Source organism: Brevibacillus nitrificans (assembly GCF_003710965.1).
Lineage (GTDB): Bacteria > Bacillota > Bacilli > Brevibacillales > Brevibacillaceae > Brevibacillus > Brevibacillus centrosporus.
Genome location: NZ_RHHU01000010.1, coordinates 268063 through 281977 on the forward strand (window position 1 = coordinate 268063; position 13915 = coordinate 281977).

The following is a 13915-nucleotide window of genomic DNA, read 5'->3' on the forward strand; positions in this document are numbered from 1 at the left end:
TTTGCGTTCGGATAAAAAGGTTCATACAGAGCGTACAGAGGGGGTCATGAAATCTTTACAACCATTTTTTTAGTTGGTAGCAACCTACCATTTTTCCTTGGGATCAGGAAAAAAAAGGATCGAGCATATGTACCTAATTACAAAAAGTTCTGGTACGGATGGCAGGGGAGGTTGCAGGACTTACCTCCAAAAAACGTAGGACAATTTGGGTTATTGCGATGGATTATTACATTTTGATTACAAGTTTTACAAAAGCATAATAGTGATTTCAGTCTATGGGAAGGCTTTTGTCCCTATGTTTACAATGACTATGTCGGTAGGCCCGCTGATTTGATCAGAAGCGCTAGGCGATGAATCGGAGGTTGACGGGTGTGAAACAAAAGAAAAGTCGCGTGAAATGGGTGAGTCTCACCGTCTTGATGGTGGCAGGCATAAGCTATCTCTGGTGGTATTGGGATAGCAGCCGCGTCGAGAGTATGGAGTCAGCAAGCGGGTTCCATATGAAATTCCGCACCACGGGAGACCAGATTGAAGTTTATCAAGATCAAAAATGGCAGCCGTTTTTTGTAAAAGGGGTGAATTTAGGGGCATCGTTACCCGGTCATTATCCCGGTGAGCTGCCAATTACAAAAGAAGATTACCTGCGCTGGTTCGCCATGATTGACGAGATGGGAGCCAACGTCATCCGGGTGTATACAATTCATCCTCCTGCTTTCTATGAAGCTCTGGTTTCCTACAATCGCCAAAAGGAGGGAGAGCCTCTCTATTTGATGCAAGGGATTTGGAGCCCAGAGGAAATGCTCATTGAAAAAAAGGACGCCTACCTGCCTGAGATTCGGGAGGAGTTTCGCCACGAGATTCAGGATGCAGTAGGGGCGGTATACGGAGACATTACACTGCCCGAAAAACAAGGGAAGGCAAGCGGGAAATACACGGCAAATGCGGGGCCGTATCTCATCGGCTGGCACACAGGAACGGAATGGGATCCCGTGATGGTGCAGAATACGAACAAGCTCCATGCCAAGTCAGCATCCTATCAAGGTGCCTATTTCCGAACGACGGAGCAGTCTACTGCATTTGAAGCATGGTTGGCCGAGATGGTAGATACGGTTGCAAAAGAGGAGAGCAAGCAAGGCTGGCAGCACCCGATGACCTTCACGAATTGGGTAACAACCGATCCGCTGTCTCATCCGGGAGAGCCGCTCTACCAGGAAGACCTGGTCAGTGTAGACCCTACGCACGTAAAGGCGGCTTCGTGGGAGGCGGGCTACTTCGCTTCCTATCACGTTTATCCGTACTATCCAGACTTGTTCAGACACGATACGGCGCTGCAGCAGGTGAAGAACGAGGCAGGAGAGATCGATACCTACAAAGCTTATTTGCGCCAATTGAAAGTCTATCACAAAGATCTGCCCATTCTGGTGACGGAGTTCGGTGTTCCTGCCTCCTGGGGAATCGCACATTTGGGCAACCTCGGGCGAGATCAAGGGGGTCATACCGAAAAGGAGCAAGGCGAGATAAATGCAGCCTTGATGAAGGAAATCGGCGAGGAAGGCTATGCAGGAGGGATCGTTTTTGCATGGCAGGACGAGTGGTTTAAAAAGACCTGGAATACGATGCGCTATGAGCTGCCAGAGGATCGCCGTTCCTTTTGGATCAACGTGCTGACGAACGAATCGCTGTTTGGGATTTTGGGAATGTACCCGAACAAGGACGGTGTGCTGAACATCGATGGGGATCGATCGGACTGGGACAAGCTGCAGCCAGAGGAAAAGCAGAAGCTCAACCTCTCCCTTCCAGGTTTTGAGGAAATATGGATGGCGCACGACGAAGGCTACGTCTATCTGATGGCGCAGCTAGATCATTCGTTTGACTCGCAAAAGGAACAGCTCTACTTCGGGGTAGACACGACGCCAGGCGGAAATCGCCACGCACCGGAGCTCGGCGGGACCAAGCTCGATGAAGGGCTGGAGACGCTCATCCGCTTGGGAAAGGACGACGAGAGCGAGGCACGGATCGCCTCCAACTACGATTTCCACACGCGGCTTTACGGAAAAGCGTACGGAATGCTTCCTCTCAAAGAAGAGGAGCAGCGAGATGACTCCGGGGTGTTCAAACCGTGGAAGCTGGCGGTGGGACTTGCGATGGAGCCGCCAGACAGCAAAAAATACTACCCGATGGAAGAAGTAGACGCAGGGAAGCTGCTGCGAGGGACGTCCAATTCCGAAGATCCCAATTACAACTCGTTGGCAGCGTGGCAAGCAAAAGGCAAGGTCGTGGAGATGCGCGTGCCGTGGATGCTCCTCGGTTTTACGGATCCGAGCTCGCTTACGGTCATGAGCTATCAGGGAGAAGGAAAGACGTTCAAAACAGTGACGACGAAAGGGATTCGTGTCTTGCCGTGGATTGTCAATCGCGAGAAGCTGCAGACGACGAGTCTGCCAGAGTCGCCGACTCCGTTTCGCGTCACCGAGCTTCCTCTCTATTCGTGGCCGACATGGGAGCAAGTACGCTATCACGAACGTAAGAAACAGAGCTACTCGATCCTGCAAAAAGCTTATCGCGAAATCAAGCCGTCCATCTTGCAAAAGTGATAGAGGAGTGTGAAAGAGGTGCAAACACCATTCGCGACGGCATACGTATTTCTGTACGTGCTGTGTGGCGTAACCACGCTAGGTTTGATCGTTCTGTTCGGACTGAAGCTGCGCAATATAGCGGCAGAGAAACGAACCAAGCGCATTTTGGCAGAATATGAGGATTACTTTGTCTACCTGCAGGCTCATGGAGAAGAGGAAGAGCGCCTGCATACACCCTATGGCAAATTGGAGCAGAAAGAGAAGCGAATCATCCAGAAGAAGCTGTTTGAGCTGATGGAGTCCTTCACGGGCGTGCATCGCCAAAAGCTCGCAGCGCTTTGCGAGGATATGGGTCTGGTAGAGCTTGATTTGAAGCGTCTGGATGGGACGTGGAAGTGGACGCGAGTGGATGCGGCCTACAATCTGGGAGTCATGCGCTCCCAGCGGGCTGTACCTGGCTTGCTGCAGCTTTTGGAAAAGCTCGAGTACGATCCCAGCCTGTTTATTGTGGCGCGAGCGGTCGCCAAGTGCGCGCGTAGCCAAAACGATTTGGGGGACATGGTCCGGCAGCTTGTGAAGCATCGAAAAAACTGCCATCAGCTGATCGTCGATATCCTGAGTGAATCCGAGCTGGATACAGGGAAGCTGTTTATCGCCCTGCTGCAGGAGACAGATGCTGATCTGATCGAGATCGGGCTGATCGGCCTTTCGGTGCACAATCCATCCGATGTGGAGCCTTATTTGCACAAGCTCGTACATGCCCAGGAAAAAGAGGTGCGGATCAAAGCAGTCAAGCTGCTGTGCAAGGATTCCCGCCTACTGACAGAAAAGCGCGTGCGAGAGTTTTTGACGCACCGGGATTGGGAGATTCGCGCAGCGGCAGCAAAAGCCATCGGTGCACACGGGCTATCCGCCCATATTCCTTTGCTGAAAAAGGCAGTAGGTGATTCCAACTGGTGGGTCAGCCATCACAGTGCCTACTCCTTGGCACAGCTCCAAGTCGCAGGCTTTCAGGCTCTTTGCGAGATTCTGCAGGAGGGCCGCTTTGGGAGTCATCTGGAAATCGCCCATCAAGTTGCCTTGGAGGAGCTGGAAAAAGCGAAAATGCAGCTGGAGCTTGCCGATCAGGAAAAACAGCTGCAATACAATCTAAAGCTGCATCTCTATCAGAGCTCGAGACGAAAAACGATCTCGCCCGTGCAGGCGATGCAAAGATAAGCAGGAGGGGAGGAAGCTATGCGGGATTTTTTGCTCTACTACGGCATGTTCGCCGTCTACTATGTAATTGCGATTAACTCGCTGTACTTCATCATCATGATGTTCTCCTTCAAGAACATCCTCGGGATCTTGAAAAGCTCCGTCTATTCTAGGTTTCAGAAGCTGTCAGGCTCGGAGCATGTTCCACCGATTTCGATTCTCGTACCGGCGTACAATGAGGAGCTGACGATCATTGAAAATGTTCGGTCGCTGCTGGCACTCAACTACCCGCGTTACGAGGTGATCGTCGTCAATGACGGCTCGAAAGACGATACGCTGCAGGTGCTGACTCGTGAGTTCAAGCTGGAAGCATCGGCGCATATGCCGATACAGCCACTGCTGCAAACGTCGAACATCCGAGGGATTTACCACAACCCGGCTTATCCCAATCTTTATTTGATCGACAAGGAAAACGGGGGAAAGGCAGACTCGCTGAACGCAGGGATCAACCTTTCTCACTATCCGCTGATCGCTTCGATCGATGCCGATTCCTTGCTGGAAAAGGATGCGTTGATTCGGATCGCCAAGGTCTACATGGAAAATCCGGAAGAGACGGTCGCGATTGGCGGCGATATCCGGATCGCCAATGGCTGCAAAATCGAAGACGGCGTAGTCAGCGACATCCGTTTGCCCGACAAGTTTTTGCCGATGATGCAGTCAGTCGAATATCTCAAAGCGTTTCTCGGAGGACGGATCGGTTGGAGTGCGATCAACGGCTTGATTATCGTGTCAGGGGCCTTTGGCGTCTTCCGCAAAGATTACGTCATCAAAGTCGGCGGCTATCGTGAAGGCTATCCGGGTGAAGACATGAACATCATCATCAAGCTGCATAAATACATGCTGGAAAACAAACTCCCTTATCGCGTCGCCTTCTGCCCGGATGCGGTCTGCTGGACACAAGCCCCGGACTCGTTCCGAATCTTGGGAAGTCAACGTCGCAGATGGGGGCGCGGCAATCTGAAAAACATGATCGAGTACGGACAACACATGGTTTTGCGTCCGAAATACAAGTTATTCGGGATGCTTACTTTGCCTTTCAATATCCTGTTTGAGACGCTCAATCCGTACTTCCGCATCACAGGGCTGCTGGCTCTGATCGGTTACACGCTCCTGGACATGACGAATGCAAACGTTCTGGTGCTGTATGGACTGCTGAATGTCATCTACGGCGTACTGTTGGGAGTCGGTGCGCTGCTCCTTGAAGAAATCGCGTTTCGCCGCTATCCACGAATTCGGGATATCGTCAAAATGCTTTTCTATACCATCTTGATGTTCTTCGGTTATCGCCAGGTGGGCGTCATCTGGAGATTTTTGGGCCACATCGAATTTCTGCGAAACAACAATTCGTGGGGAACGATGACGCGCAAGAGCTGGCAGGCGGAGGGCAACAAAAATATCTCGAGCTTGGAGGCAAGAGGATGAGTAATCTCGTACCCGCTTTTTTTCAGCTGTTGAGTGAAATGGAAGCGAAACAGACATCGTCTGGGATTATTTTCGTGGCTTGCAGCAATCTCTCGAAGGATGATCTGGCAGGTCTGAAAAACCATTTTGAGCAGGAACCTCCTGCAGCTGTGGCCCATTACAACTATGACAGGACAAAAAATATACTCGGTGTGTTGCTGGAAGAGCAAAAGCTGGGAACCACCCATTTTCACGCTTTGCGGGTCAAAGACTATTTACGGGAGAAGCAGCTGCTGGCAGGCAGCGTGGCGATTGCGAGCTTTCCCGAAAACGCCCGCACGACTCCACAGATGCTCTTGAAAATGCTGCAGAACCTCGAGCAGCAAAAGAGCCAGGGTGAGATCCACATTTTTGACCCTGTATCGGGAGGCAGTGAAAAAGATCCGACGAGTATTCTCTTGGTCAACCCGGATCAAACGGTGAACGACTTTTTGACCATCTATCTGAAGCGCAAAGGCTACCAGGTCATCGTCGCGAGCGATGGGGTGGAAGGCATGCAGAAGTACGAGGAAAGCATGCCGGATCTGGTCATCACCGATCTGAATCTGCCTGTGATGAGCGGCTATCAGCTGATGGAGCGCATCAAGCATGCGGAGAGTGACCGCGAAAGTAAAATCGTGATTTTGACAGACAAACGTCTGGAAGAGGATGTTCAAAAATCGTTTGCACTGGGCGCCTCTGATTATATTACGAAGCCTTTTTCCCCCGTGGAGCTGGAGGCGCGCGTAAAACGACTGATTTCCTAAAGAGAGAAGGAGTGGGACAACAATGGGAAGATACGAGGAACTGAAACAAAAGATTCAAATGAAAACCGCACAAGTAGGGATTATCGGATTGGGCTACGTGGGACTGCCTTTGGCTATCGAAACGCTCAAAAGCGGCTATCCCGTAACAGGGATCGATCTTGACGCGAGAAAGGTAGAGAATCTGAAGGCAGGAATCTCGCATGTTCAGGATATCTCCAATGAAACGCTGCAGGAGTGCATGGCACAGGGGAGATTCCTTCCTACGACGGACTACAGTGTTCTGGCTGACCTGGATGCCGTCAGCATTTGCGTGCCGACTCCGCTCAGTCCCAATCAGGACCCGGACACTTCGTATATCATCCATGTCGTCGACCAGATCAAGACGTATATGAGACAGGGCCTGCTGATCACACTCGAGAGCACCACTTATCCGGGGACGACAGAGGAATTGATCCAGCAGGAGTTTGAAAAGCTCGGCTACGAGGCAGGGGTAGACTTCTTCCTCTGCTACTCGCCAGAGCGCGTCGATCCGGGCAACCGCTCGTTCACGACACACAATACACCCAAAATTATCGGGGGAACCACTCCGAAATGCATCGAGCTGGGTATGATGCTGTACGGCAACCTCGTCAAAACGGTCGTACCGGTTTCCTCCCCGAAAGTGGCGGAAATGTCCAAGCTCTTGGAAAATACGTTCCGCAGCGTCAACATCGCATTCATGAACGAAATGGCGATGATGTGCGACAAAATGGGGATCAACGTATGGGAAGTGATCAAAGCGGCATCCACGAAGCCATTTGGCTTTATGCCGTTCTACCCGGGTCCGGGAATCGGGGGACACTGCATCCCGCTCGACCCGATGTATCTGTCCTGGAAAGCAAAAGGCTTCCGTTTCCACAGCCAGTTTATTGAAATCGCACAGTCGATTAATGACAATATGCCGGACTATGTCCTGAACAAGACGGGTCAGGTACTCAATATTTACGCGAAAGCAATCAACAGCTCTCGCATTCTGATTCTGGGTATGGCGTACAAGCCAGACATTGACGATCTGCGCGAGTCACCGGGATTGGAGATCTATGAGCTCTTCGCGAAAAACGGGGCGAAGGTCGATTATTTTGACCCGTATGCCCAAAGCTTCCGAGACAAGGAAGGGCGAGTCGTCCAGTCCATCGAGAACGATCCGGAAGCCTTCAAGAAGTACGACTGCATGGTTTTGGTCACGAACCATCGCTCTTTTGACTATCAGGCGCTCGCTGATTTGGGAGTGGCGATCATTGATACCCGCAATGCCTTTGACGGAATCACCAACCCGAACATCTACAAGCTGGGCAATCCAGTTGCGATCCGTCAGGAAAAAGAAGTCGTCAGCATGCTCGCGTAAAGCATGGAAGCTTTTCACTAGGAAGCTTGGGAAAGGGAGGATTGCGTAACATGTGTGGAATTATGGGATATATCGGCAACAGAGAAGCACAATCCATCTTGATCAATGGACTGAAAAAACTGGAGTACCGCGGCTATGACTCAGCAGGAATAGCCGTGTGCGACGGGGAGAATATTTCGATTTGCAAAGCCAAAGGACGCATCGATGTGCTGGAGGAGCAAGCCGGGAAATCCGCTCTCCAGGGAGCGATCGGGATCGGACATACACGCTGGGCGACACATGGCCGTCCGTCTGATGAGAACTCGCACCCGCATTTTGACCAGTCCGGAAAATTTGCGATCGTGCATAACGGCATCATCGAAAACTACTTGGATCTCAAGCAGGAGCTGGAAGAGCGAGGCGTCGTCTTTACCTCGCAGACGGATACCGAGGTCATCGTCCATCTGCTCGCCGAGGCTTACGACGGAGATATCGTTTCCACTGTACAAAAGGTGGCAGCAAAGATTCGCGGCGCGTACGCACTGGGCGTCATGACGGAATATGAGCCGGACAAGCTGATTGCGGTACGGCTCGCGAGCCCGTTGATTATCGGGGTAGGAAAGGGCGAAAACTTCATCGGATCGGATATTCCTGCCGTTCTGGAGCATACACGCGATGTCTACGTCCTCGAGGATGGCGATCTGGCTATCTTGACCAAGGATTCGGTCCAAGTCATGAGTTTGGATACAAAGGAATGGATCGAGCGTGACCTGATGCGGATCGAGTGGGACAAAGAGCAGGCGGAAAAGGATGGCTACGAGCACTACATGCTCAAAGAAATCCATGAGCAGCCTCGCGCTTTGCGCAATACGATGACAGGACGCATCGACCAGGGGGGCCAACGCATTTTGTTCCCGGATCTGGGATTGTCCACGGAAGGAATCAAAGAGATCGAGAAGGTTTACATAGTAGCTTGCGGCACAGCCTATCATGCGGGAATGATCGGCAAGCATGTCATCGAGAGCTTGGCGCAAATTCCGGTAGAGGTAGATGTAGCATCCGAGTTTCGCTACAGACGTCCTCTTTTCAAAGGCAAGAGCCTCACGATCGTCGTCAGCCAGTCGGGAGAGACGGCGGATACACTCGCGGCGTTGCGGGAAGCGAAACGCCACGGCTCGAGCATTCTGGCGATTACCAATGTCGTAGGCAGCTCCATTGCACGGGAAGCCGACCATTTGATCACGACGAATGCCGGTCCGGAAATCGCCGTAGCATCGACAAAAGCGTATACCTCGCAGCTGATCGCTTTTTATCTACTCGGGCTCTATTTGGCGCAGGAAAAAGAGACGCTGCCTGCACAGGAGAGACAGACTTTGATCAGCGCTTTGCTAAAGCTGCCGGATCAGGTGGAGCAGGTGCTGGCAAACGCAGAGGGCATCCACTCGTTCGCTCACTCGATCAAGGACGAGGGTCATCTGTTCTTCATCGGCCGTGGCTTGGACTATGCGGTCTCTCTGGAAGGCTCGTTGAAGCTGAAAGAAATTTCCTACATTCACTCGGAAGCGTACGCAGCCGGAGAGCTGAAGCACGGAACACTCGCCCTGATCCAAGAGGGGACACGAGTGATTGCGTTGTCTACGCAAGCGGAGCTTCACGAGAAAATGGTCAGCAATATTACGGAAGTGAAGGCGCGTGGAGCAAATGTGCTTGGAATCGCACTCGAAGACAACGTGGAGCTGCATCGATCGGTGGATGATGTGTGCCTGATCCCTTCGACGGAATCGCTGCTTACCCCGGTCCTGAGTGTGATTCCGTTGCAGCTCATCTCGTACTACACCTCGGTTGCTCTGGGAAATGACGTGGACCGTCCACGAAACTTGGCCAAAAGTGTAACAGTCGAATAGCCACTCTCGTCCTTACTCTCAATGAAGGACGAAAAGGAGGATCTGGCAAATGAGCACCTCGAATCGGACGTTGAATCAGGAAGTTTTGCTGGAGATCATGCTCCAGGCCTATCAGCTGGGCGTGCAGAGGAAAGACATCAACCTGGGAATGATGATTGACAATTTAACCTACGAATTAAAGCCTTACTTCGAGCATGACGTTCAGCTTCGCCCTTATCGAAAAGGCGAGCTGGACGGAACGGAGGGAATCGGATGAACATACATGCAATCGTACTCGCAGCAGGAAAAGGAACGCGTATGAAGTCAAGCTTGTACAAGGTCATGCACCCCGTGTGCGGCAAGCCGATGATCGAGCACGTTGTCGCAGCAGTAGAAGACCTAGCTTTCCACAAGCCGGTCGTCGTGATCGGTCACGGGGCAGAAGCCGTGATGCATCAGCTCGGCGACCGCGTCCAGTACGCCCATCAGCAAGAGCAGCTGGGAACGGCGCATGCGGTGTGGATGTGCCGGGAGGTTTTGGAAAATCAGGACGGCATGACGATCGTACTGAATGGGGATACGCCACTCGTACAAAAAGAGACATTGAATCAGCTCCTCTCCTATCATCAGGAGAGGGGAGCGGCTGCAACGGTGCTGACCGCCATCGTGGATGACCCGACTGGCTACGGCCGGATCATCCGGGACGAGAGCGGAAATGTCCGACGGATTGTGGAAGAAAAAGATGCTACCTTGGGCCAAAAAAAGGTGTGCGAAATCAGCACAGGCATCTTTTGCTTCGACAATCGCAAGCTGTTTGAGACCATTCCGCAAGTATCCAACGATAATGCGCAAGGAGAATACTATTTGCCGGATGTTCTGGCGATCCTGCAGGAGCAAGGCTGCCTGATCGGAGCATATGCCGCTGCCGATCCGGATGAAGGGGCAGGCGTTAACGACCGCATCCAGCTGTCTCAGATGGAGAGCAAGCTGCGTAAGCGAATCAACGAGCGCCACATGAAGAATGGGGTGACGATCATTGATCCGGCAGCGACGTATATTGAGGCAGATGTGGTGATCGGGCTGGATACCGTCATTTACCCGGGGTCTTACCTGAGTGGACGCACGCGGATTGCAGATGGATGCGCGATCGGTCCAAACGCCCATATCTTGGACAGTGTGATTTCCAGCCGCGTGCAGGTGAGTTCCTCTACCGTAGTAGGCAGCAAGGTTCCGATGAATACGATCGTCGGTCCGTATGCTTTTGTAGGCGGCGAGGTTCAGGAATGGCAGAAAAGCGACGACAGTCAAGCACCGATAGCGCAGATGACAGGAGGAAGATGCTGATTCTGCGTTGGGCAAGGACAGCCATACATCGCAATTGGGTATGGCTGTTGATTGTCCTATGTGTCTCAGTCGTCGCTGGGAGTATGCTGCATTTACGTCCTGAACCTGCCTATACGAAAGCGACCTGGATTTGGAATGCCCGGATATTGCCTGCGCATACCGAAGAGATTGTCGCTTTCGCCAAGCAAAACGAGATTAATCTGATTTATGTGCACATCGAGCCGACTACGGTTTCCCCACAGGTTTACCGTGATTTCATTCGCACGGCGAAAAAGGCCTCCATTCAGGTGGAAGCCTTGGGCGGCGATCCGAATTGGGCATTGACCGCTAGTCGCGGCAGCATCGGCGATCTCGTGTCCTGGGTGAAAGCCTTCAACCATTCCGCCAAGCCGGATGAACGATTTCAGGGCATTCACGTGGACATCGAGCCGTATCTGCTAGCGGATTGGAAAAAGGACCAGGATGCTGTCGTTGAGCAATGGATGAAAAACGTTGTCTACTTGGTCGCCGAGACGAAGAAAGACTCGGATTTATTGGTCGGTGCGGATCTTCCCTTTTGGATCGATTCTGTGATGGTTCCGGGAGAAAAGGAAAAGGTCAGCAACTGGATGGTGGAAAGACTGGACAGTATTACACTGATGGCCTACCGAAATCACGCCATGGGGCCGAATGGCATTATTGACATCGTTCACAGGGTTGTGGCGGATGCCAACTCTCGAAAAAGCGGCTCAGTCGTGGTGGGTGTCAACATTTTGGAATCCAAGGAAGGTGCAAATACCAGCTTTCATGCAGATGGCACGGTAGAGATGGAGAAGCAGCTGGCGATTCTGCAAGAGGAGCTGGAAAAGAATCCTTCCTTTGCTGGCAGCGCGATCCACGATTACGAGAGCTGGCTTCATGCGAGCAGACGAGAGGAGGAATGACGATTGAAAGCCGCGCGCATCTATCTGAGCGTTCTCTGCCTTACGCTCGGCTTTCTATACGGATTTTCCCCTGCGGAAAAAAAGAGTAAAGCCACGTGGATCTGGCAGTCCGAGACGGTCGGAGAGAACAAGCAGCAGGTCCTGACCTTTTGCGAAGAGAACGACATTACCTTGATCTATTTGCGCATCGATATGAACAAGCCTTATGACTACTACCGCTCCTTTATCCGGGATGCTTCCGCGAAGGGTGTAGAGGTCCATGCGGTCGCGGGACACCCAGCTTGGGCACTGGTCAGCAACCAGAAGAGAATGCTGAAGATTGTGAATTGGGTGAAGCAGTACAATGAATCTGTGGCCCAAGCAGAGCGAGTAAAGGGGATTCAGCTGGATATCGAGCCGTATTTGCTGCCGCAATGGGAGACGGAGCAGGAGCGTGTGATCCGGGAATGGCAATCAAACGTGAAGGTATTTGCAGCTGAGTTGAACGAGATCGGGAATTTGGAGGCAAGTGTGGCGATTCCTTTTTGGCTGGATGACATCCCCACGCCTGACAATCCCGATCTGCCTCTCTCCGAATGGATGATTTCCCGATTCGATACGATTAGCATCATGGCCTATCGGGACAAGCTCGACGGGCCAAATGGGCTTTTATCCTTGGTAGACGAGGAAATGGAGCAGGCAGACAAGCTGGAACGAAGAGTTCTCATCGCCGTCAATATGAAGGAAATCGAGGATGACCACGCTTCTTTCGCACAAGAGGGTGCTGGCGAAATGAATCGGATGCTGGATCAGCTTCCGGACAGGCTGGGTGAGCATCCGTCTTACAGCGGCACAGCCATTCACGATTATCGGTACTGGCAGGAAGCCAGCGGAACGATTTCGGCTCCACCACCAGCTCCGAGCCAGTATCGGGGAACCTACATCTGGCGGGCAGAGACCTTGAAATCAGAGGAGGACGAGATCCTCGCCTTTGCCGAAGCGAATGAGATCAACCTGCTGTATATCCGAATCGACATGCAGCAGCCACCGGCTATGTATCAGAGGTTTCTCAAGAAGGCAACCGCAGCTGGAATCGAAGTGCACGCTTTAGGAGGACACCCTATTTGGGCGCTAAAGGAGAATAGAAGCAAGATCCTGAAGCTGGTCAACTGGGTGAAAGCGTACAACGCGCAGGCGGATTCGGATGAACAGCTTCGCGGGGTGCATCTGGACATCGAGCCGTACGTGCTGCCGCGCTGGCAAGAAAACAAAGAAGAAGTTCTGCGTCAATGGATGGGGAATATCGAGTCCTTTGTGGCCGAGGCAAAGAAAGACGGTCTGGAGACCAGCGTCGATTTGGCTGCGTGGCTGGACAATACCGCTGTACCGGGAAATCCGGATGTCCCTTTCTCCCACTGGATGATCGATCAGCTGGATCATACGACTTTGATGGCCTTTCGCGACAAGGCAGAGCAAATCGTGAATTTGGTGGAAAGCCAGATGAAGTACGCCGAGAGCAAAGGAAAGAAGCTGGTCGTAGCCGTAGAGACAAAAGAGAGTCACGAAGGAGAGTTTGTCACCTTCTTTGAAGAAGGCATGGGGGAGATGAACCAGCAGCTGCAGCTAGTGGCGCAGCTTCTGGGAGGCTACTCCTCTTACCTGGGTCAAGCTGTGCATGCCTATGAGTATTGGAAAAACGGCAAAGACTGATTCACGCATAGCGCAACGGTGAGTCGATTTCATGTACAATAAAGAAAAATGAGTGCAGAGAAAGAGGCGACAGAAGCCATGCGGGATGTATCCAACCGTCACAGCTCACTTCCACCGCGCACACCAGAGATGCTGTACAACATCGTGCGCAAGTTTTATCGGGGTGCTGTCAGTCATTACGATTTGATCCAGGAGAAAAAAAGCGAGGTGCGTACTGCATGGGAGCGTCTGCAAGCAGGCGGCGATGACGCCCAGCTTCGAGCGGCCATGCATACGTTGTTTCTCGAGTTTCACTTTTATGTGACCTGCTGGCTGCAAATCGAAATGGCGCTGTTCCGCCTGGCTAAGCAGGACGAGAGGCAGGCGGCGGTGCTTGCGCGCTTTCGTACCGAGTTGGAAAGGCATGTAAGCGTTCGATCCCAGCTGGATCAGACAGCGGTGTGTATCGAAGCGCAGCTGATGCACAGCGGACCGGAATGGACGTGCGTGAAGGAGGATGCCTACTGGTTTGAAGGAATCTCCTTTACTGTAGATGAACGGAGCTTGGAAGCTTTGCATGCCTTGTACGAGGCGATTTTGCAGGCGCGAAAATAGGAAAAGGTGTGGCTGTCGGAAAAGACAGCCACACCTTTTTTGTACTGAGCCACAAAGCTTGGCAGAGCCAAGTTTCTAA

11 protein-coding genes are annotated in these 13915 nt (G+C 52.2%); all 11 read left to right on the forward strand.

What is annotated here, in order from left to right; genetic code table 11:
• Positions 1-350: 350 nt before the first annotated feature.
• The 11 genes from EDM59_RS14905 to EDM59_RS14955 all read left to right on the forward strand — a co-directional run bounded on the left by EDM59_RS14905 (position 351) and on the right by EDM59_RS14955 (position 13836).
• Complete coding sequence (locus EDM59_RS14905) at positions 351-2594, forward strand: hypothetical protein (RefSeq protein WP_122924323.1); 2244 nt, start codon at positions 351-353, stop codon at positions 2592-2594.
• Positions 2595-2612: 18 nt separating this feature from the next.
• Complete coding sequence (locus tag EDM59_RS14910) at positions 2613-3794, forward strand: HEAT repeat domain-containing protein (protein WP_122924324.1); 1182 nt, start codon at positions 2613-2615, stop codon at positions 3792-3794.
• Between the two features lie 18 nt (positions 3795-3812).
• The gene (locus EDM59_RS14915) at positions 3813-5255 is read left to right on the forward strand and encodes a glycosyltransferase family 2 protein (protein ID WP_092266139.1); all 1443 of its coding nucleotides are present in this window, start codon (positions 3813-3815) and stop codon (positions 5253-5255) included.
• Entirely contained in the window at positions 5252-6040 is a 789-nt protein-coding gene (locus EDM59_RS14920) for a response regulator transcription factor (protein ID WP_122924325.1), read from the forward strand. Before EDM59_RS14915 ends, EDM59_RS14920 begins: the two co-directional genes overlap by 4 nt.
• A 22-nt stretch (positions 6041-6062) precedes the next feature.
• On the forward strand, positions 6063-7424 hold the full coding sequence (locus EDM59_RS14925; protein ID WP_122924326.1) for a nucleotide sugar dehydrogenase: 1362 nt from the start codon (positions 6063-6065) through the stop codon (positions 7422-7424).
• A 50-nt stretch (positions 7425-7474) separates the two neighbouring features.
• Positions 7475-9307 (forward strand): glutamine--fructose-6-phosphate transaminase (isomerizing), encoded by a 1833-nt coding sequence (gene glmS / locus EDM59_RS14930; RefSeq protein ID WP_122924327.1) that lies wholly within the window; start codon positions 7475-7477, stop codon positions 9305-9307.
• A gap of 49 nt (positions 9308-9356) precedes the next feature.
• Complete coding sequence (locus tag EDM59_RS14935; protein ID WP_092266135.1) at positions 9357-9563, forward strand: hypothetical protein; 207 nt, start codon at positions 9357-9359, stop codon at positions 9561-9563.
• Positions 9560-10630 carry a bifunctional UDP-N-acetylglucosamine diphosphorylase/glucosamine-1-phosphate N-acetyltransferase GlmU gene (gene glmU, locus EDM59_RS14940; protein WP_122924328.1) on the forward strand — a complete coding sequence of 357 codons (1071 nt, stop codon included), beginning with the start codon at positions 9560-9562 and terminating at the stop codon, positions 10628-10630. Before EDM59_RS14935 ends, glmU begins: the two co-directional genes overlap by 4 nt.
• Complete coding sequence (locus EDM59_RS14945; RefSeq protein WP_122924329.1) at positions 10624-11553, forward strand: hypothetical protein; 930 nt, start codon at positions 10624-10626, stop codon at positions 11551-11553. Before glmU ends, EDM59_RS14945 begins: the two co-directional genes overlap by 7 nt.
• A gap of 3 nt (positions 11554-11556) precedes the next feature.
• The gene (locus EDM59_RS14950; protein ID WP_122924330.1) at positions 11557-13242 is read left to right on the forward strand and encodes a hypothetical protein; all 1686 of its coding nucleotides are present in this window, start codon (positions 11557-11559) and stop codon (positions 13240-13242) included.
• Positions 13243-13320: 78 nt separating this feature from the next.
• The gene (locus EDM59_RS14955; protein ID WP_122924331.1) at positions 13321-13836 is read left to right on the forward strand and encodes a hypothetical protein; all 516 of its coding nucleotides are present in this window, start codon (positions 13321-13323) and stop codon (positions 13834-13836) included.
• Positions 13837-13915 lie beyond the last annotated feature (79 nt).